This is a genomic window from Burkholderia sp. Ac-20392 (assembly GCF_017104585.1).
GTDB classification, from domain to species: Bacteria; Pseudomonadota; Gammaproteobacteria; order Burkholderiales; family Burkholderiaceae; genus Burkholderia; species Burkholderia lata.
Genome location: NZ_JAAGPB010000010.1, coordinates 44,878 through 63,901, shown reverse-complemented (window position 1 = coordinate 63,901; position 19,024 = coordinate 44,878). Strand labels below are relative to the sequence as shown.

Genomic DNA, 19,024 nt, shown 5'->3' with positions numbered 1-19,024 from the left:
CCCGGCCCAGGCGCCGCGCCGGATCCTGCTCGGCGAGAGCCGGCTGCTGTCGGCGGTCGCGCTGCTCGACGGCGCGCAGCCGCTTGCGCGCATCGTCGGCTGGCAGGGCGACCTGCCGCTGATGGACCCGCAGACCTACGATGCGTACGCCCAGGCGTTTCCGCAAATCCGCCGCATCCCGCTGATCGGCCAGGCAACCGAGGACAGCATCAGCGCCGAGAAGGCGCTGAGCCTGAAGCCCGATCTCGCGATCTTCAGCCTCGGCGGGCACGGGCCGAGCCGCTACAACGCGCTCGTGAAGCAGCTCGAGGCGACCGGTACAACGGTCGTGTTCGTCGATTTCCGGCTGCATCCGCTGCAGAACACGCTGCCGAGCATCGCGCTGCTCGGCGCGGTCATGCACCGCACCGGGCAAGCGAATGCGTATGCAACGTTCTATCGTGCGCATCTCGCGCGGATCGAGGCGGTCGTGAGCCGGATTCCCGACGCGCAGCGGCCGAAGGTGTTCGTCGACCTGCTCGCGGGCGTGTGGGATGCCGGCTGCTGCCACACGGCCGGCAACGGCAATTTCGGCGAATTCGTGACGGCCGCGGGCGGCCGCAACATCGCGACAGGGCTGCTGCCCGGCGTGCTCGGCGACATCAGCATGGAGCAGGCGATCGCCGCGCGGCCCGACGTGTACATCGCGACCGGCAGCCGCACGAAGCCGGGGCTCGCGTCGTTGCGGGTCGGCGCGCGGACGAGTGCGCACGATGCGGCGGCGAGCCTCGCGCAGCTTGCCGCGCGACCGGGCTTCGATGCGATCAAGGCGATCCACGATGGCCGAGTGCACGGCATTTCGCACAACTACTACGACTCGCCGTACAACATCCTCGCGATCGAAGCGTTCGCGAAGTGGTTCTATCCGCAGCAGTTCAAGGATCTCGACGTGCATGCGACGCAGGCCGAACTGCATCGCCGCTTCCTCGCGATCGCGCCACAGGGCGCCGAGTGGGTCGACGCGCCGCTGCCGGCCGCCACGTCGCAGGCGGCACGATGAGCGACGCCGTGCTTCAGGATCTCGCACCTGGCCGTATCCGGGCCGCGAGCCTGCGCGACTACCGCCGCCTCACACGGCGGCGCGCGGCCGCGCTCGTCGTCGTTGCATTGCTGATCGTCGTGTCGGTGCTGTTCGACCTGTCGTCCGGGCCGTCCGGGATGCCGGTTGCAACGCTGTTGCGCACGCTCGTCGAACGCACGGGCGCCGATCCGGCCGCACGCGTGATCGTGTGGCAGATCCGCCTGCCGTACGCGGCGATGGCCGTGCTCGTCGGCGCGGCGCTGGGGCTGTCCGGCGCGGAAATGCAGACGATCCTCGCCAATCCGCTCGCCAGCCCGTACACGCTTGGCGTATCGGCGGCCGCCGCGTTCGGCGCGTCGCTCGCGATCGTGCTCGACGTAACGATTCCCGGCGTCGCGCAAACCTGGGTCGTGTCGGCGAATGCGTTCGTCTTCGCGTTCCTGTCCGCGCTGCTGCTCGACGCGGTCGCGCGCTGGCGCGGGATGAACACCACCGGCGTCGTGCTGATGGGCATCGCGCTGGTGTTCGCGTTTCATGCGCTCGTGTCGCTGATGCAGTTCATCGCGTCGGCCGACGCGCTGCAGGGGCTCGTGTTCTGGACGCTCGGTTCGCTCGCGCGCGCCGACTGGCCGAAGCTCGCGGTGCTCGGCGCGGCACTTGCGATCGCGTTGCCGCTGTCGATGCGTCACGCGTGGACGCTGACTGCGCTGCGGCTCGGCGAGGATCGCGCGGCGAGCTTCGGCGTCGACGTGAAGCGCGTGCGGCTCGCGACGCTGCTGCGGGTGTCGGTGCTGTCGGCGCTCGCGGTGTCGTTCGTCGGCACGATCGGCTTCGTCGGACTGATCGCGCCGCATCTCGCGCGCACGCTGTTCGGCGAGGACCACCGTTTCTATCTGCCCGGCAGCCTGCTGCTCGGCGCGCTGATGCTGTCGCTCGCGTCGATCGCATCGAAGCTGATCGTGCCGGGCGTGCTGATCCCGGTCGGGATCGTCACCGCGCTGGTCGGCATTCCGCTGTTCCTCGGCATCGTCGTGCGGTCGCAGGGAGGGCAAGCATGAGCGGGCTGACGATCGGAGGGTTGACCGTGCGTTACGGGCGACGCGACGTGCTTACCTCGCTGAGCGCGGGGCCGTTGCCGCGCGGCCGGATCACCGCGCTGCTCGGCCCGAACGGCAGCGGCAAGTCGACGCTGCTGCGCACGCTGGCGGGGCTGACGCGCGCTGCATCGGGATCGCTCGCGCTCGACGGTGCGCCGCCGTTCGTCCCGGGGCTGCACGATGCGCGTTCGCATGGCGTCGTGTACCTGCCGCAGACGTTGCCGGCCGGCGTGCGCCTGCAGGTGCTGGAATCGGTCGTCGTCGCGCGCCGCGCGACACAGCAGGGCTTCATGCCGGCCGGTCGCGGCGGGAGCGAGGAGGGTGACGACACGGTCGCACTCGCGTTGCTCGCCCGGCTCGGCATCGACGGGCTCGCGCTGCGTACGCTCGACGAACTATCCGGCGGCCAGCGTCAGCTCGTCGGCCTCGCGCAGGCACTCGCCCGCGATCCGCAGGTGCTGCTGCTCGACGAGCCGTTGTCGGCACTCGATCTGAATCACCAGCACCAGGTGATGGCCGCACTGCGCGACATCACGCGCGAACGGCAGCTCGTGACGGTCGTCGTGCTGCACGACATCAGTGCCGCGCTGCGCGGTTGCGACGGCGCGATGCTGCTGCACCGCGGCCGCATCGTGCGCTTCGGTCCGCCGGAAGACGTCGTGACGCCGGCCAGCCTCGCCGAGGTGTTCGGCGTCGCCGCGCGCATCGAGCGCTGCTCGCGCGGCCAGCTCCTGGTGCTGATCGACGGGCTCGCCGCCCACGACCCGGTTGCCGCCCCGTCGCGCTAGCCGTCCTCTTCATTACTCTCATCACCGGAAGGTTTCATGTCGTCGTCTCATCAACGAGCCGGCCGATCGCCGTCGGCCGTGCTGTCGAACCTGTTGGGCGCCACGCTCGGGCTGGCCATGCTGTCGGCCGCGCATGCACAGTCGGGCGTGTCGGCCGCCGCGCCGGATGCTTCGTCGTCGCCGGGCGCGACGCTGCCTGCGATCGACATCAACGCGCATTCGTCGCCGTACCGCACCGAATTCCTGCAATCGGACCAGTTCACCGCACCGCTGCTTGACGTCGCGCAGAGCGTCGCCGTCATCCCGAAGAAGGTGCTCGACGAGCAGCAGGCGCAGAGCCTGCAGGACATCCTGAAGAACGTGCCCGGCATCACGTTCACGTCGGGCGAGGGCAACCTCGGCTGGGGCGACATGTTCACGATCCGCGGGTTTTCCGGGGAGCAGAGCATTACCGTCGACGGCATTCGCGACGCGGGCCTCGCCGGGCGCACGGATACGTTCAACGTCGAGCGCGTCGAGGTGTTCAAGGGCACCGGCACGATCGAGTCCGGCGTCGCCGCGCCGGGCGGCAGCGTGAACCTCGTCAGCAAGGAGGCGCATGCCGGCGACGCCTATCACCTGTCGACGACGCTCGGCACCGCCAGCTACCGGCGCGTGACGGCCGACCTCAACAAGCAGTTGACGCCGACGTCGGCGTTCCGGCTGAACCTGATGCGCCACTACAACGCGGTCGACGGCCGCGCGGTGACCGACTACGATCGCTGGGGCGTGGCCGGTTCGCTCGCGCTCGGCCTCGGCACGCCGACGCGCGTGACGATCGACTATCTGCACCAGAACGACGTGAACACGCCCGACACGGGCGTGCCGATCGAACGCGGCACCGGCGGCGCGCGTATGCCGGGCGTGCCGCGCAACGGCTGGTACGGCGACCCGAACCTGTTCACCGATCGCGAGGTGACGGATCGCGCGACGGTCAAGGTCGAGCACGACTTCAACGACAACCTGCGGATATCCAACATCAGCCGCTTCGAGCAGACCGACCGCATCACCGTGCTGTCGCCCGCGCGCTTCAACTCGACCGGCGGCACGTCGTACGGCTACACGGGCACGGGGCCGCTCGTCACGAGCAGCGCGGGGCTTGCGTCGTACAGCGGCTATGCGCCGACCGCGAACGCATCGCCGCTGGCGGTGCTGCGCGGCAGCAACTACGGCACCTCGAAGCGCTACGACATCGTTGCGAACGAAACCAACCTGAACCTGTCGTTCGACACCGGCGGCCTGCATCACGACGTCGTTGCGGGTGCGGAGGTGTATCACGAGCGCTACGGCGATCTCGCGCGCACGATTCTCGCGCCGTCGGTGAATCCGGTGATGAACCTGACGAACGCTTACGGCACGAACATGGTCGGCGTGCCGACGCTCGAAGGCGGCGCGGGCGACTATGCGTCGCTGACCGATGCGGGCGTGTACCTGCGCGACACCGTGACCGTCACGCCGAAGTGGATCGTCGAAGGCGCGGTGCGCTATGACCGCTTCTCGCTGAAGCAGGTCAACGGCGCGGCGAACGCGCACACCGTCGCACGCAGCAACGACGGCGCGTTGAGCGGCCGCATCGGCATCACGTACAAGCCGGTGCCGTTCGGCAGCCTGTATGCGACCTACAGCCGCGCCGCACAGCCGTCGGCGGTTGGCGCGACGACCAACAACGTGATCTACGGCAACACGTCGAGCCAGGATCTGCAGGCGGCCGTCGCGCAAACCTGGGAACTCGGCTCGAAATGGGACCTGTTCGATCACCGGCTGTCGGTGACGGGCGCGCTGTTTCGCACCGAGCTGTCCGATTCGTGGGACTACGGCGACGGCACGACGACCGTCGTGCGTGCGCTGCCGCCGCGCCGGGTCGACGGCCTCGAGCTCGGCGTGTCGGGCAACCTGACTGACCGATGGTCCGCATTCGCGGGATTTGCCGCGATGCGCGGACGCATCACGAAGGGCGCGAATGCCGGGCTGCGACCCGCCAACGTGCCCAACGCGACGTTCAACCTGTGGACGACGTATGCCGTCACGCCGAAGCTGTCGGTCAGCTACGGCGCGCAGTACGTCGGCACGCGGCGCTATACCGACAATCGCTACGTCGGCGGCCAGAGCAACAACAGCAGCACCGTGAACGGCGCGAGCGGCAAGCATCCCGTGTACGTCGCGGACGGCGAAAAGGCGCCGTCGTTCTGGCTGCACTCGATCGCCGCGCGCTACGAAGTCGACAAGCATCTGACGCTCGGCCTGAACGTGCAGAACCTGTTCAACACGTTCTATTACTCGGCGATCGGCGCGTCGCTCGACGGCTTCCAGTTGTACGGCGTGCCGGGAGCCGGGCGCACCGTCATGGCGACCGCCGACGTCCGGTTCTGACGCGCGCGCGCGCCATCGCATCCGCTTCGAAGGAGAGCACACGATGATGATCGAGATTCCGGGCGTGTTCAGCCCGGCAGAGGCGGCCCAGCTCGTCGAGCGGCTGCGGGCAGCGCAGTGGATCGACGGCCGCTCGACGGCCGGCGCGCAATCGCGGCGCGTGAAGGAGAACCGGCAGCTCGACGGCGACGATCCGCTCGCGCGCGAGATCGGCGACGAGATCATTCGCCGTCTCGCGCAGAACGCGGTGTTCATGTCGGCGGCGCTGCCCAAGCGCATCTATCCGCCGCTGTTCAACCGTTATGCGGGCGGCGAGTCGTTCGGCTATCACGTCGACAACGCGGTGCGCGGCATCCGTGCGTCACGCGAGCGCGTCCGGACCGATTTGTCGGCGACGCTGTTCCTGAACGATCCGGCGAGTTACGATGGCGGTGAACTCGTCGTGCGCGACACGTATGGCGAGCATCGCGCGAAGCTCGCCGCCGGCAGCATGATCCTGTATCCGGGATCGAGCGTGCACAAGGTCGAGCCCGTGACGCGCGGCGAGCGGCTGGCTTCGTTTTTCTGGGTGGAGAGCCTGGTGCGCGAGGATGCGCAGCGGAGTCTGCTGCTGGACATGGATGTCGCGATCCAGCGGTTGACGCAGCAGGACGCGGACGGGGAGTCGTTGTTGCAGCTCACGGGCGCGTATCACAACCTGTTGAGGATGTGGGCGGATGCTTGACGGGGATTGCGGGATGAAATCCTTGAATGAACGCCACCGGAGTGAGACGGGAATCCGCCTGGAGCAGTAACAAGGGTGTAGAAGCAGAGAGCGGTAAGTCGTGAACCTGGACGAACGCTGCGTGCACTGAACTCGAAGCGTTGCCTCTTGTCCATCATGAGTTGCTGGTTGCTGGTTGCTGGTTGCTGGTTGCTGGTTGCTGGTTGCTGGTTGCTGGTTGCCGTGCCAGTCCGTCCATCGCTACCTTGAGGCGTTGGAGCTGGCGGGCCGGCAGGGCGCTGACCGTTGCGGCACATGTGACGCAGCGATTCGATGGCGGGGATTCGCGTCGCGCGCAGCGTCATCGCAGCGACATTTTTCTCGCGTAAATCTATGGCACTTCGCCAGTCGGCGGGGTACCGTTTTCTCAAGGAATACCGACCATGGCGGCAAAACGTCTTCGCATCAACATGATTACCCGTCGCCAATCGACGTTCGACGGCCGGCATCTCGACACCGAGGCGGCACGTCGCCTCGGCGCTCACGCACAGGACGCGATTCCCGCCCATCTGAAAGGCACGCAGGGCGCTGAGGCCGAATGGATGCCGCGCGTGAAGGTCAGCGAGCGGTAACCCGGTTACGCCGAACGAGCCGTTGCGCGACAGCGCCGATCTCGCCGTCCGGCGGCTCTCCCGATTTTGATCCAGGTGAAACGCGCCCGCCGGACGGCGAGCGCAGGAGCACGAACGTTGCGGCACGTGTATCGCGCCACGTCGTCAGTCCTGCTCCGGACGGCGCGGCCCGGTGTTCTGCGGCCCCCGGCGCCGTCTCGCGGTGCGGCCGAGCGTGTCGGCCGCCGACGATACAGCGTCTTCAAGGGACGCCGAACCCGCATTGACCACGGCGCCAGAAGTGCACCCGGCCGGATCGTATTGAACGCCAATACGCTGACATACCGGCGCGGGCCGTAGCCGGTCACGCATGTCAGCCGCCCAAGAAACCTCGATGCGCCGGCAAGCAACGTCCGTCTCACGCCCTTGACACTATGAGATCGCGGCTGCGGTCGCCATCGCCAGCCTGAGCTGGCCGATTCGTCAAGTCACCGGCGGCGCGTGCCCGTGATCCCCGAACCCCCGGGCGTCATCGTATTCCCGCGAAATATCCTTGTTCGTATAGTCCCCGAGCTTCGATGCGGCGACCACGCTCAGCACCGCACACACCAGCACGTACGCCGCGATCGCATACCCCGAGTGGTAGTAGGCAAACAGCGCCGTTGCGATCAGCGGTGCCGGGCCACCGGCAATGACCGACGCGAGCTGATAACCCATCGACGCGCCGCTATACCGCAACCGCCCGGTGAACGACTCGGCAATCAATGCCGCCTGCGGCCCATACATCATTGAATGCGGGACCAGCGACAACACGATCGCCGCGAAGATCCATACCGGATTCCGGCTATCGACCATCGCGAAGTAGACGAATCCGAACACGCCGACGGCAGCCGCGCCGATCATGTACATCCGCCGCCGCCCGATCAGGTCCGACACGTGACCGAACAGCGGAATGGTGAAGAACTCGACCACGGATGCGACCAGCACGGCCGTCAGCAGCAGTTCGCGCGTGACGCCCAGCGCGGTGATCCCGTAAGTGAACACGAACGCCGTATAGATATAGAACGGCGCCTGTTCGGCCATCCGCGCGAACGCCGACAGCACGATATCCCTCGGCTGCTTGCGCAGCACTTCGAGCATCGGCGTCTTCTCGATGCGACGCTCGGCCAGCAGCTTCGCGAAGATCGGCGTCTCGAGAATATTCAGGCGGATATAGAGCCCGATCGCGACCAGCACGATGCTGAGGAAAAACGGCACGCGCCAGCCCCACGTCAGGAAAGCGCTGCCGGAAAACCAGCTCATGGCCAGCACGGCAAGGTTGGCGAGGAACAGTCCCGCTGGCACGCCGAACTGCGGCCACGACGCGACGAAGCCGCGATGCGCATTGGTGCGCGCCCATTCCATCGACATCAGGACCGAGCCGCCCCATTCACCGCCCACGCCGACGCCCTGGATGAAGCGCAAAACCGTGAGGATGACGGCGCCCCAGATGCCGATCGCGGCGTAGGTCGGAACGAAGGCCACCGCGAACGTGGCGAGCCCCATCAGCAAAAGGGTCACGATCAGTGTGGCCTTGCGTCCGATGCGGTCACCGTAATGGCCGAAGATCGCTGCGCCGACCGGCCGCGCGACAAAGCCGACGGCGTAGATCAGGAACGCCTGCAGCGTACCGACGAGTGGGTGGGATTGCGGGAAATACAGCTTTGCGAAGACCAGGCCGGTGACCGTGCTGTAGAGGAAGAAGTCATACCATTCGATCGTGGTGCCAATCGTGCTGGCGATGACGGCGCGGCGTAACTGGCGCCGGGCTTCCTCGTCGGAGAGGGGCGTGGCCGCGGATTGCATGGCAGCCATTTTGATATCTCCCGAAAAAGGGCGATAGAGAAATCAACCATACGCCCTGCGACAGGTTCCGGCAAGCGGCCAGCTACGAATGGCTCCCTCGGCGCCCAGGCCTTTCGTTCAGCCATCCTTAAATATCATAATATGATGCTTAACTATCCTTCACCGCGGCAACGATGAGGTTGGCGTGATGTTCGAACGGGACACACGCAGATGCGCCGAACAGTGGATATCGCGGAAAATTCGACGACCGCACCTGACGCCGTTACGGCCCGCGCTGCGCGACCGTCAGCGCACGACGTCGAACCGGCCGATCTGCATGCGCGACACGCGCGAGGGTGACAGCCGCAGATATTCAGGCAATCGTCGCTAGCGTGCGTGAAGCCATCGCAGTGCTGGAAAAGCAAGTCGAAAAACAAGGGCAAGCGGCTACGCGCTACGAGGTGAGTAGCGGTGGACCCACCAGGAGGGACAGCTTTTATGCGTCTTTCAGCCAGGGCATTTCCACGGGCGACACGACCAGTTGCCGGAATTCGCGCTTCAGATCGAAGATGAACCCGACCAGGATCATCGAGTCGGCGTAAGGAATCGGAAAGACATGCGGATTTTCCGGCGTACGCAGCGGGCGCTCGGGGCTGTCCGCCGTCGCCGCGGCGTTCTCGCGAACGCTTTCCAGCTCGTCGGCCATGGCTACGCCGCTGAGTTTCAGCACACGGCTGCGCAGGTCGCTGAAGGGCTCGATGCGCGGAGCGTCTTCGTGGTATTCGGGCACTTCGTAAACGAACCAGGACATTTTCGTCTCCTGTGAGAGGGGGCGCTATTCTAACGCTGCGCGAGGATCCACCGAAAATCGGCCATGTCGTGCGATGGCCGCGGTCGCTGCGAGGCAGGCAGCATGTGCCGTCAGGTCGTCACCGACGCACGTGGCAGCCCACCGCAACCTGTATAGAATGGCGCGGAATGTCCGCCGTCGCGGATCGACGGCACCTCCCCACGCACCGGCATGCGACTGATCGTCCCCTTGCGTTTTTCCCTCTGGAAACGGGCAGCCGTGCTGTTTGCCGCCGACGCGTTGCTGATGACCGTCGCGCTATGGATCACCGGCCGTATCGACAATGTCGGCACGATCGAGCTGCAGACCGGCAATTTCGCGCTGTTCGTCGCGCGTCTGCTCGCGATGCTGTTGTACGCATCGCTCGTGTGGGTGTGGATCATGCGACCCGCCCGCCACAATCTCGAGTACTTCCCAAGCGTCGACCATCGCGACCGCGTGCTGGGCGCGTGGTTCGTCCTGCTCCTGTGCGGCACGCTGTTCGCGCTGACGCTGCTTTGCTTCGACACGTCAACCGTCAATCGCATGAAGGAGCGCTCGAGCCAGACGCGCAGCGTGCTGGCGCGCGAGTTCGACTGGCAGGCGGAAAGCGGCGGAGGGAAGGGCATTCCGCGACACCGCTATACCGCGACCGGTCTCCTGTTTCCGGACGCTGCAAACCGGGGCATCGAGCGCGTGCGTCGCCCCGGCGGCCGGTTCGACGGCGGCACGACCTGTTTCGTCGAACACGTCGGCTGGCTCGGTTATGGCTGGATCAGCGGCGTGCAACCTTGCGATCGCCCGGTCGAACACATCCGGCTAGCCCGCTTGAACGACGTCGAGTTCGATCGCGGCGAGAAACGCGGATCGCAATGCGTCGATGATCCGGCGGCGCCGGCAAGCGAACCGACGCACGATCCGTCTCAATGCCCGCCCGTCGTCGACGAGGGCGGACAGTGGCGCGTGACGGCCGGCGAATCGGTCGTTCTGCCGCTGCCTTCTGATTACTGGATTGCCCCGAGGGTCGTGTCGGTGTCACCCGACGGAAACCGGATCCTGGTCGGCGATGTCGAACTTCCGAGCCAGCTTTTTCTATGGACGCGCCGGTCGGGAACGTGGGTCGCATTGCAGCTACCGGAGGCCCGCCGGCCGGCGCCATCGGATACCTACATGCTCACCGACGACGCGCGAACGATTCTGGATTGCCCACGCGGTTCGGCCGGTGACTGCGCGCGATGGGTCATCGCGCAGCGGGACAGTCAGTGACGCCGGCGACCGAACGGCCTTGTTTCAACGTTTACCCCTCCCGCCCGGATGACGTCTGCGGGAGGTATTTCAACCGCCTGTCAATGTCGTGGTCGATCGATGCGGCAGCGATGATTTGCCGCCGCCAACGTCATGACAAATCCGCTTAGCCCAGCGTGAATTTCAACGTGCCCAGGCTGCCGACTTCGACCACGCCATCGCTATTGACGAAGGAACGCGTACCTTCGGCAACGATGGTGTTGTTGGTCAAATAGGCGCCGTTCCAGCTATCGACAATGTTGTAGGGACGTTGGTCGGGGCGCTGGCTGCCGCCGAAGCTGATGTTGAAGGGCGCGACGCCGTCCTTGCCTTGGGCCTTGCTGTACACCCAGCCATAGTGTCCGACGTTGCCTTCGGAAGTGAACGCACCGATCGGGCTATAGTTGGTGGTATAGACGCCAGCGATCACGCCATTGGATGGATCGGCGGACGTGATTTTGAATGTGAAATTCTTGTCCGACGAGGTATAGGTGCCGGTGAGAGGTACGTTTGCCATGGCGATCTCCATTTTTTATGGATTTGAAGGATGCAGTCGAGCGCGTCGGTCGCGCACCTGCCAAAGCAATATAGGCGTCGAATACCGTGGATACACCCTGTAAAGCTTGACAGGGGTGAAAATCAAAGACGCATATTTTCTGGGTAAATATCCATACGGGTGAATGCCGGTAGCATTTGCAGCGCTTCACGGCGCCACAGGCGTTGCATACAGCTGTATAAAAGTCCGCGAAATTTCATATTCTCAATCGTGCCTTCCGTGTCATTTCGAGAGCCGGGAGGTCTTTGTTTGCTGCGATTGCGGGGAGGTTTGGGGGCGGTATGCCGTCGAGAGCGGCTTCTGATAGCCCCCTGTCCGTGAACGCATCCAGGGACGGCATATCGTCCAGCGAATTCTGCTTGCCGACCCCAATTGCTCGCGCGACGCCAATACATCTACGAAATTTTATGATTTCGCAAAGCTTATAAAATTTCTCGTCTTTAAGTTTTCACGAATAATTAGAAGATTTTTAAAATTAATTAAATTCTTCATTCGAATTCTGAACATTTGGCGCCGATGGATTGACATTGATTCAATCCGAAACGTTTACATATGGTAAATGTCATGCCGGATTCAGATATCCACTTTCCAGCTATTTCAAAATGTCCGAGTTTAAGGTTGATTTTGCTACTTCTGTTTCCGCGTTTTGACCGTTAGGCAGTGTCGAAGGTCGGTACTTGAACGGGCAGGGTGCTCGTGGTTGGTTCCCCCGCTTTTGCAGACCGACGGCCAGGTTTGTCTGCCGGCTTTGCGGTTTGCCGACGTCGCGCCAGATCCAGGATCACATGCTCGACATCGGCCTGCGTGATCTCGCGTTGCTTCTTCTTGCCCGGCTCGGCCTCGTTTCGACTGGTTCGCGTCGAGTCACCTCGATGCGTTCGAGACGGGGCTTTGCGTATTCGACTGTCATCGCGCTGCGCCTGAAGGGCTTGCGCGACCTGCAGCACATGACTCAAGCGCTTGTGCTCAACAATGGCACCTTGAGGCCTCGACGTAGCTGACGGTCGATTCGGTCTACATGAAGTGCAGCAGCATCGATCGGCTCGTCGCGTCCTCCACATAAACCGGCAGCGTACGGGCCGGCGCCCGTTCCTCGAACCACCGATGGTCGCTGCCGTCGATCTGGGGATGGAAATCCAAGGGCCTCCGATGTTGTGCTGCACAATATATTCCGGTATCATTCTTGCCCCCCACAAGCTGCGCATGCGGATTTCGGGCGAGGCGTCCCGGCCTCGACTATCTGTGCGTATCACGATTCCGTTCGCATCCCGGCAGGCAACCTATTCTGGCGTCATGCTCGCGACGATCGTCGGCTCATCTGCTGAGGAGCATGTATTGGCAATTTCTGATCGGAACGATTCCACATCCCTGGAAATCACGGCCACGGCAAAAGCCGGCCGCCGTGCAACGAAGGGAAAGGCCCAGACCCTGACACCGACGGACATCGCGTCGTTGGCGCGCCAGAATGAGGAGCGCCAGCGCCAGATGCGCGCGTTGATCGCGCTCGGTCGCGAGCGCGGCTATCTCACCCACGCGGACATCAACGATCACCTGCCCGACAACTTCGCCCAAACGGCGGCGATGGACACCATCGTCAGCACGTTCAGCGACATGGGCGTGGCGGTGTACGAACAAGCGCCGGACGCCGAAGCGCTCCTGCTCACCGAAGCTGCGCCGGCCGTGGCATCCGACGATCAGGCGGACGAGGAGGCGGAAGCTGCGTTATCGACTGTCGATTCCGAATTCGGCCGCACCACGGATCCGGTTCGGATGTACATGCGTGAGATGGGGGCCAGCGAACTGCTGACCCGCGCCGGTGAAATCGAGGTCGCGAAACGGATCGAAGACGGTCTGCAGGACATGATTCAGGCGATTGCCGCGTGTCCGTCGATCGTGTCCACGATTCTCGCCGATGTCGACCGCATCGTTGCCGGCGAATTGCGCATAGACGAACTGGTCGATGGCGTCAGTGTCGACACCGATGAAAGCGAAATGACGCCGGAGTCGCAGGAAGAGGAGGCGGAAGTACTCGCCGCCGATGATGATTCGGACGAAGACGACGTCGAAACGGACGCCGGGGATTCGGAGAAGGTGAACGCTGCACGCCTCGAAGAACTCACGAAGGAAAGTCTCGTGATTTTCGCGCGCGTGCGTGCACTGTTCGAGCAGTTGCCGGATGTGCCTGTCACTGGCGAAGCCCGTTCCGCAGCCGCCGCGCAAGTGCGCACGGCGATCCAGCGCGAACTCGCGCCGATCCGCTTTACCGCCAAGACCATCGACCGCCTTTGCGACATCGTGCATGGGCAAGTGACTGAGGTTCGCGCGATCGAGCGCAGTATTCTGGCGATTGCCGTCGACCGTTGCGGCATGCCGCGCGACGCGTTTGTCGAGTCGTTCCCGGGCCACGAGACCGACCTCGAATGGACGAGCCGCACGGCGGCGACCTCGCAGCAGTTTGGCGCGGCGCTCGAGCGACATCAACCGGCGATTCAGGCGGCGCAGCAGAAACTCGTCGACATCGAGTCCCGGGTCTCGTTGCCGCTCCAGCAGCTCAAGCAGATCAACCGCCAGATGAGTGCCGCGGAACTGAAAATGCGGCAGGCCAAGCGCGAGATGATCGAGGCGAACCTTCGCCTTGTCATTTCAATCGCCAAGAAATACGTGAACCGCGGCATGCAGTTCCTGGATTTGATCCAGGAGGGCAATATCGGCCTGATGAAGGCCGTGGACAAGTTCGAATACCGGCGCGGCTGGAAGTTCTCGACCTACGCGACCTGGTGGGTCCGGCAGGCTGTCACGCGTGCGCTCGCCGATCAGGCGCGGACCATTCGCGTGCCGGTCCACATGATTGAGACGATCAACAAGCTGAACCGGATATCGCGCGAGATCTTGCAACAGACAGGGCAGGAAGCGCATCCCGCAGCGCTGGCAAAGCGCATGGAGATGTCCGAGGAGAAAGTGCGCAGCATCCTCAAGATCGCCAAGCAACCTGTCTCGCTCGAAACCCCGGTAGGCGACGACGCCGATGCAACGCTCGGCGACATGATCGAGGATGTCTCGGCGAGCTCACCGGCCGAGGCGGCGATTCACGCGAACATGCGCGCGGCGATCGACGAGGCACTCAGCGGGTTGTCGCCGCGCGAGGCCAAGGTTCTGCGGATGCGATTCGGGCTCGACACAAACTCCGATCACACGCTTGAAGAGGTTGGCAAGCAGTTCGACGTGACTCGCGAGCGAATCCGGCAGATCGAGAGCAAGGCGATGCGCAAGTTGATGCATCCCAGCCGTGCAGACAAGCTCAAGCCCTTTCTTGAGCGCTGAGACAAGCCGGGCGTGGTATCCGTTCGACGCCCGGCTCCAGACTTGACGCGATCAGGTGTCGGCCTGATCGTTGTCCTGACCGGGCGTATTCGCTGTAGGGAAAACTTACAGCGGCTTGATGCTGGCGGCCGCATGTGCTCGCTTGGCGACGGACAACCGAACCTCCCGAGACCCAGAGGACTGCTACGAAGGCCATAGTCGCAGTCCTCGCGCCGACTACGCTTCCGTGTATGAGGTCGACTGCGACGCAATGAGTTTCGGTGGCGGCACGCACTTGCAGATGCACAGGTCATCGCTTAGGGCCGCCTCGCGCCCATCAGGTCCAGTCATCGAGTGGCGTGGACCATCGCATTTGATTACCCCGACTGAGCCACAAGCGGGGCACATGACCGGATCGTTTTCGTAGGCCTGCTCTCGACCATTCAGGAGGTCGCCAGAGTCTCCCCCCTGTACGATACCGCCCGCAGTCGTGGTATCCCCCTTGACGATATCGAAGCGTTTCATGGTTGAGCCTTGATCACTTCGGACCGCGATAGCGGAAGCTCGCAAGCACCGAATCCCATGCTTGCATTGCCTCCGCCTGGTTGACGGGAGACGTTGCCTCTGAGGCAGGCGTGCCATCGTCAGGCGCTGCACCGAAAAGCAGTTGCACGTTCAGGTTTGGTTTCGACGGATCACCGGGTACGCCCGGCGAATACAGGTAGAAATGATAGGCTTGGATGCCATCGCCTTGGATATGCACCGCGACCTCTGCTGCTTTCATTCCGGCGACTTCGCGCGTCCCTTTGCGCAGTACATCCATATTTCCCGCGTATTGTCTGAGAGTGGCATCGTTTTTCGATAGGCTATCCAGGGGCGAGTTTTTCCTATCTCCCTCGACAGATTCCCGCAAAGTCACAACAAGGTTCGATGGCCGCCCCTGGACCAGGCGTGCGGCGATCGAAGCGTCGAACCCGGGCATCGGCTTTCCGCCGATCGCTCCGCCTCGGAAACAGAACGCGCCATCGGAAGGAACATCCCAATCCGATCTCGGTTTGATGTTCCGCAAAATCTCGGAGACATTCGAAATTGCCGACTGATCATACGTCGCGCCAAATCGGTTCTTCAAGGCGAAGAGCGTGCCGTTCGACTCCGCATAGCCCTCAACGTCATAGACGAGATCCTCGGGCTTGTCGTCGTAGCGACCGTAGACAAAGAGCCGTGAAGCGGCGCTCGGCTCGACGGTTTGATGGAGCCACGGTGTATTCGTCTGGGCGAAGGACTTGTGCGGATCTTCACGCATCAAAGTACGTAACTCCTGTTCCCGCTTGCTGACGCGGCTCACGAACTCAGACTCGCTGACGTTCGGGACGGGCTCAATGGTATAGCCCATGTACTTGTAGTCCTGGACGTACACGTCGGTCGCGTGAGGAAGATCAACCGCGAATCGACCAATACACCAAGGGCGAGCGTCGGTCATAACCGGCTGCGACATAGAGGACTCCGATGGTTTCTGCTGTGTACAGGCGATCGCGCCAAGCGCTGCAATCGCCAACGGAAGAATGTTCCGATGAACTTGACGAATCAAATTTCCCATGCTCAGGTTTGTATCGATTTCACGATCTTCACTACACTGTATAAGGTTGCCCATCGAGCCCAAGGGTGGGTGAAACAGCCTTGATGATCGAAACCACGTTGATCGAAGGCGACTTGCACACCCTCTGCGATACCACCTGGTACGCCCGGCTTGAGGCCACGGGCGACTGCTTCACCCGACCATGACGGGACAGTCCCATCGCCAGGAATGAAGCCGTGCTCTTTGGCATCCCGGTCGTTTTCAGTCTTCTTCATCGCGGTCAAGGTCACTGGCTGCCCCTTCACTGAGATTCGAATCGTACCAACACCGTCGTCACTCAAGAGCTTTGCGTTGATCACATCTGACTCGGTGACACCCTGGGGAAAATCGCCTACCCAGATCACGTTGCCAAACGTCTGAAGCTTGTAGGCGTTTTCGGTACGCTCGACTCTCTTGGGGCTCCCGCATGCTCATGGTGATCAGTCCAGATTGGCCCACGATGCGCTCCGGCAGCTCGAACTGCCGCAGCATGCGCCGAAACCTTCGAGCTACGACATTTCAACTTTGCCCAGATGCGACATTACTACTTTGCTCCTACACCAAAAATGTTGATCATACGCATTATGTAAAGTAGTAGAAGCGCCGTAAAACAATCGCGTCCGCAATTCCTGGTTGAAAGTTCTCCACCTCTCTTGGGTATGGGCTATTTGCAACATCTGCCGAGTGCAGCGCTGTACGAGCTCGTCCCGTCTGAATATGCCGTGTCCGTTCTCCGCCCGCCTTGTCTTGCGCTGGCTATCGACTGGAGCTAGCGCTACACGGACGGTCGAACGAATCGATCCTCGCAAAAGATAGCGACCTGATTCACAGCCGCCTTCCAGTCATGAGCCGCACGTCCTCAATCGGAAGTGATGTTGCGCAGTACCAGCCAACTGAGCTTCGCGGCTGTCTCGTCGGTCCGGAAGTGCCCTCGGGCCGCGATGATCCTGCTCGGCAAGGGTCTGACCTATCTGCGCTCGCAGTGGCCGACACTCATCCGCTACGTCGAAAATGGCGACTGGCCCATCTCGAATAACCCGTGCGAAAACGCGATCCAGCCGTTCTGTGTCGGGCGTCGTGGATGGTTGTTCAGCGATACGGTCGATGGTGTGAACGCGAGTGCCAATCTGTACTCGCTCGTCGAGACCTGCAAGGCCAACGGCATCGACCCGTATCGCTATCTCACCTGGCTGTTCCAACGCCTCCCGCTGGCGACCACCGTTGACGACTACGACGCGCTGCTACCCTGGAAAATGCCGGCCGACCTGCGCTGATCCACTTCCTTACCGCAGCTCAAGCGCTCCACCGATTTACTCTGAGGGACGTCGTTCGTGGATCGCAGTTTGGATCGCCGCATGCAACTCACTTATTACGTGTAATTGAGTGTAATCGATCTTCCGCGCGCGAGCTGCTATCTTTTTTTGTGCGCGAGCTTTCTTATTTTGCGCTTTGAATTCAAGCGAATTTGAGTTTTTTGCCAAAATCATGATGGCTAGACCGCATTCGTTGTCAAATTGAAAACCGGAGAATTAAAATGTCAAATTACGTACAATATGGCACCAATATCCGAATTAGCAATCTTTACGGAGGAGAAGGTAGTCCCAGCTATCTCGGCATCAATACCAAACAGACTACGAATATAACCAACGCCCTGGACCCCATTGGAACGTACAAGTCATTTAACGATTATGTAAATGAAACGCAATGGACAATAGGGCTGGTGGAATCATCTGGTGACGGTAACTCCGTTTATAGTGGCGATACGATTACCCTGGTAAATGCCAGTGATGGTGGTAATTTGGCATTATTCAACAGCTATCCTCCGAGCGATTCCGGCTACCCCGTGGCAACAACCACTGATACGGACGATCCTCTGGTTACTATCAACTGGAGCATCATTATTACCACCAAAAAAAGCGGCAAAGATGTCGGCTTAAATTACGAGGACAACATGATTTTGGTGGCTAATTTTAATACTTTGGCAGGCGTTCTGGACACCAATGGCGCGGGTAATAATAAGCCCTTCCAATATTTGGTCACGGGTTCGCGTCTCGCCAATCGTGACGGCGGCAGCGGCACATGGAAGGTACTCACAGTGCAGGGCTGAGCTTAAATTTCGTGAACCTCAATTGTTGGGGACACTGATGGCGGGCGTAGCTCGCCATCGGCAGAGCGGAAATAGATCGGTCAAATCTCGCAACATCGATTGTTCGGCAGCCGAATCAATGCCGAACGGCATCGTGCGTAAAATCAAATTGCGGAGGCATCATGGCTTCTGTTTATGCCGTCTTATACGATAAGAGCGGTACGTTTCTAATGGCTAAAAAACAGATAAAGTCATACTATACCCAAGCCGACGGGGGGAAGGTCAATGCGCTTGGGTGGACGATAAAAAGCGGCCCTGGAGAATATGCATTGCCTGGAGGCAAGTTGGAGGAATCTAATATCGAGGACGGTGCTAGGCGCGAGTTCCTGGAGGAAACTGGATTCAATTTGCCGCTCAGCCCCGATAATAATCCGCCGAAAACAGTGAAATTCAATGTGAAGGGTGAGGTGTTGCCGCCCAGTGCAACGAGCTTTGCTTTTTCGGCAGTATATTTTTGCGCAAGCGAAGAAGGCGTGGAAAATACGTGGAGCAATATATCAGAAATCGCCTTACCTAATTCCAGGGATATTGCCGGGGCGATTATGCGCAGGGATATTGAAACGTATTCAGAAATAACTTTATATGCACGGAAGCATGGCATAAAAGAGTGGCCGGCTGATAACGAGCTGAAATGGGTTTGGCGTTGGAGTTTTTCCAATAAAAATGACTGGGCCAAGATAGAATCAATGAAGAACGATGATAATGTAGGTTGGTATTACTGCATTTTGGAGTATTTGTGTTTTCACATTCTCAATCGCAAGGCGTGAGGTTTTTGGGTGAATATTACTTTCGTGATTTAAAT

18 protein-coding genes and 2 pseudogenes are annotated in these 19,024 nt (G+C 61.7%); 12 read left to right on the top strand and 8 right to left on the bottom strand.

From position 1 onward, the window contains the following. The 6 genes from G3N99_RS02725 to G3N99_RS02700 all read left to right on the top strand — a co-directional run. Positions 1 to 1,039, top strand: a 1,039-nt coding sequence (locus tag G3N99_RS02725) for an ABC transporter substrate-binding protein (protein WP_206121571.1), incomplete at its 5' end; no start/stop codon positions are given. Continuing rightward, positions 1,036 to 2,118 (top strand): iron ABC transporter permease, encoded by a 1,083-nt coding sequence (locus tag G3N99_RS02720; RefSeq protein WP_206121570.1) that lies wholly within the window; start codon positions 1,036 to 1,038, stop codon positions 2,116 to 2,118. The genes G3N99_RS02725 and G3N99_RS02720, both read left to right, overlap by 4 nt. Beyond that, complete coding sequence (locus G3N99_RS02715; protein ID WP_206121569.1) at positions 2,115 to 2,945, top strand: ABC transporter ATP-binding protein; 831 nt, start codon at positions 2,115 to 2,117, stop codon at positions 2,943 to 2,945. Before G3N99_RS02720 ends, G3N99_RS02715 begins: the two co-directional genes overlap by 4 nt. A 36-nt stretch (positions 2,946 to 2,981) precedes the next feature. After that, on the top strand, positions 2,982 to 5,354 hold the full coding sequence (locus G3N99_RS02710; protein ID WP_206121568.1) for a TonB-dependent siderophore receptor: 2,373 nt from the start codon (positions 2,982 to 2,984) through the stop codon (positions 5,352 to 5,354). Between the two features lie 43 nt (positions 5,355 to 5,397). Continuing rightward, positions 5,398 to 6,078, top strand: a complete 681-nt coding sequence (locus tag G3N99_RS02705) for a Fe2+-dependent dioxygenase (protein WP_174986484.1) — start codon at positions 5,398 to 5,400, stop codon at positions 6,076 to 6,078. A 422-nt stretch (positions 6,079 to 6,500) separates the two neighbouring features. After that, the gene (locus G3N99_RS02700) at positions 6,501 to 6,689 is read left to right on the top strand and encodes a hypothetical protein (RefSeq protein WP_174932961.1); all 189 of its coding nucleotides are present in this window, start codon (positions 6,501 to 6,503) and stop codon (positions 6,687 to 6,689) included. Positions 6,690 to 7,151: 462 nt separating this feature from the next. Here the strand turns inward: G3N99_RS02700 and G3N99_RS02695 are convergent, their stop codons facing one another. Together G3N99_RS02695 and G3N99_RS02690 are read right to left on the bottom strand one after the other, a co-directional pair. Continuing rightward, entirely contained in the window at positions 7,152 to 8,522 is a 1,371-nt protein-coding gene (locus G3N99_RS02695; RefSeq protein WP_206121567.1) for an MFS transporter, read from the bottom strand. A 466-nt stretch (positions 8,523 to 8,988) separates the two neighbouring features. Next, the gene (locus G3N99_RS02690) at positions 8,989 to 9,303 is read right to left on the bottom strand and encodes a helicase (protein ID WP_174932958.1); all 315 of its coding nucleotides are present in this window, start codon (positions 9,301 to 9,303) and stop codon (positions 8,989 to 8,991) included. Between the two features lie 390 nt (positions 9,304 to 9,693). Here G3N99_RS02690 and G3N99_RS02685 point away from each other — a divergent pair, with 390 nt between their 5' ends. Next, positions 9,694 to 10,587 (top strand): hypothetical protein, encoded by an 894-nt coding sequence (locus tag G3N99_RS02685; RefSeq protein ID WP_206121566.1) that lies wholly within the window; start codon positions 9,694 to 9,696, stop codon positions 10,585 to 10,587. Between the two features lie 145 nt (positions 10,588 to 10,732). Here the strand turns inward: G3N99_RS02685 and G3N99_RS02680 are convergent, their stop codons facing one another. After that, complete coding sequence (locus G3N99_RS02680) at positions 10,733 to 11,122, bottom strand: hypothetical protein (protein ID WP_174932953.1); 390 nt, start codon at positions 11,120 to 11,122, stop codon at positions 10,733 to 10,735. A gap of 824 nt (positions 11,123 to 11,946) precedes the next feature. On the opposite strand from G3N99_RS02680, the gene G3N99_RS41720 reads away from it, so the two are divergent. After that, positions 11,947 to 12,162, top strand: a complete 216-nt coding sequence (locus G3N99_RS41720) for a hypothetical protein (protein ID WP_241011433.1) — start codon at positions 11,947 to 11,949, stop codon at positions 12,160 to 12,162. A 13-nt stretch (positions 12,163 to 12,175) separates the two neighbouring features. On the opposite strand, the gene G3N99_RS42350 is transcribed toward G3N99_RS41720, so the two are convergent. Further along, positions 12,176 to 12,301 (bottom strand): hypothetical protein, encoded by a 126-nt coding sequence (locus tag G3N99_RS42350; protein WP_277396319.1) that lies wholly within the window; start codon positions 12,299 to 12,301, stop codon positions 12,176 to 12,178. A 153-nt stretch (positions 12,302 to 12,454) separates the two neighbouring features. Between G3N99_RS42350 and rpoD the strand changes: the two genes are divergently transcribed. Beyond that, positions 12,455 to 14,482, top strand: coding sequence for an RNA polymerase sigma factor RpoD (gene rpoD, locus G3N99_RS02670; protein ID WP_241011432.1), 2,028 nt, complete (start codon positions 12,455 to 12,457; stop codon positions 14,480 to 14,482). A gap of 216 nt (positions 14,483 to 14,698) precedes the next feature. Here the strand turns inward: rpoD and G3N99_RS02665 are convergent, their stop codons facing one another. From G3N99_RS02665 to G3N99_RS02650, 4 genes and pseudogenes are all read right to left on the bottom strand, one after another. Beyond that, positions 14,699 to 14,986: a PAAR domain-containing protein gene (locus G3N99_RS02665; protein ID WP_174932950.1), complete on the bottom strand. Its 288-nt coding sequence runs from the start codon at positions 14,984 to 14,986 to the stop codon at positions 14,699 to 14,701. 13 nt (positions 14,987 to 14,999) lie between these two features. Further along, positions 15,000 to 16,058: a T6SS immunity protein Tli4 family protein gene (locus G3N99_RS02660; RefSeq protein ID WP_241011431.1), complete on the bottom strand. Its 1,059-nt coding sequence runs from the start codon at positions 16,056 to 16,058 to the stop codon at positions 15,000 to 15,002. Between the two features lie 2 nt (positions 16,059 to 16,060). Next, positions 16,061 to 16,441 (bottom strand): hypothetical protein, encoded by a 381-nt coding sequence (locus G3N99_RS02655; RefSeq protein WP_206121565.1) that lies wholly within the window; start codon positions 16,439 to 16,441, stop codon positions 16,061 to 16,063. Between the two features lie 410 nt (positions 16,442 to 16,851). After that, positions 16,852 to 17,025 (bottom strand): annotated as a pseudogene (locus G3N99_RS02650) (IS256 family transposase); the annotation flags it as partial. Between G3N99_RS02650 and G3N99_RS02645 the strand changes: the two are divergent. The 3 genes and pseudogenes from G3N99_RS02645 to G3N99_RS02635 all read left to right on the top strand — a co-directional run. Further along, positions 17,024 to 17,350 (top strand): annotated as a pseudogene (locus G3N99_RS02645) (transposase domain-containing protein); the annotation flags it as partial. The pseudogenes G3N99_RS02650 and G3N99_RS02645 overlap by 2 nt on opposite strands. 260 nt (positions 17,351 to 17,610) lie before the next feature. Continuing rightward, entirely contained in the window at positions 17,611 to 18,183 is a 573-nt protein-coding gene (locus tag G3N99_RS02640; protein WP_206121564.1) for a hypothetical protein, read from the top strand. Between the two features lie 161 nt (positions 18,184 to 18,344). Further along, positions 18,345 to 18,989 carry an NUDIX hydrolase gene (locus tag G3N99_RS02635; protein ID WP_174940509.1) on the top strand — a complete coding sequence of 215 codons (645 nt, stop codon included), beginning with the start codon at positions 18,345 to 18,347 and terminating at the stop codon, positions 18,987 to 18,989. Positions 18,990 to 19,024: the final 35 nt, after the last annotated feature.

What these genes read in the sequence shown, in the direction of transcription:
- G3N99_RS41720 (WP_241011433.1), top strand. Translation starts at nt 11,947, where the DNA reads ATGCTCGACATCGGCCTGCGTGATCTCGCGTTGCTTCTTCTTGCCCGG.
- G3N99_RS02690 (WP_174932958.1), bottom strand. Translation starts at nt 9,303, where the DNA reads ATGTCCTGGTTCGTTTACGAAGTGCCCGAATACCACGAAGACGCTCCG.
- G3N99_RS02695 (WP_206121567.1), bottom strand. Translation starts at nt 8,522, where the DNA reads ATGGCTGCCATGCAATCCGCGGCCACGCCCCTCTCCGACGAGGAAGCC.
- G3N99_RS02680 (WP_174932953.1), bottom strand. Translation starts at nt 11,122, where the DNA reads ATGGCAAACGTACCTCTCACCGGCACCTATACCTCGTCGGACAAGAAT.
- G3N99_RS02660 (WP_241011431.1), bottom strand. Translation starts at nt 16,058, where the DNA reads ATGGGAAATTTGATTCGTCAAGTTCATCGGAACATTCTTCCGTTGGCG.
- G3N99_RS02705 (WP_174986484.1), top strand. Translation starts at nt 5,398, where the DNA reads ATGATGATCGAGATTCCGGGCGTGTTCAGCCCGGCAGAGGCGGCCCAG.
- G3N99_RS02640 (WP_206121564.1), top strand. Translation starts at nt 17,611, where the DNA reads ATGTCAAATTACGTACAATATGGCACCAATATCCGAATTAGCAATCTT.
- G3N99_RS02665 (WP_174932950.1), bottom strand. Translation starts at nt 14,986, where the DNA reads ATGAAACGCTTCGATATCGTCAAGGGGGATACCACGACTGCGGGCGGT.
- G3N99_RS02710 (WP_206121568.1), top strand. Translation starts at nt 2,982, where the DNA reads ATGTCGTCGTCTCATCAACGAGCCGGCCGATCGCCGTCGGCCGTGCTG.
- G3N99_RS02700 (WP_174932961.1), top strand. Translation starts at nt 6,501, where the DNA reads ATGGCGGCAAAACGTCTTCGCATCAACATGATTACCCGTCGCCAATCG.
- G3N99_RS02715 (WP_206121569.1), top strand. Translation starts at nt 2,115, where the DNA reads ATGAGCGGGCTGACGATCGGAGGGTTGACCGTGCGTTACGGGCGACGC.
- G3N99_RS02720 (WP_206121570.1), top strand. Translation starts at nt 1,036, where the DNA reads ATGAGCGACGCCGTGCTTCAGGATCTCGCACCTGGCCGTATCCGGGCC.
- G3N99_RS02635 (WP_174940509.1), top strand. Translation starts at nt 18,345, where the DNA reads ATGGCTTCTGTTTATGCCGTCTTATACGATAAGAGCGGTACGTTTCTA.
- rpoD (WP_241011432.1), top strand. Translation starts at nt 12,455, where the DNA reads ATGCTCGCGACGATCGTCGGCTCATCTGCTGAGGAGCATGTATTGGCA.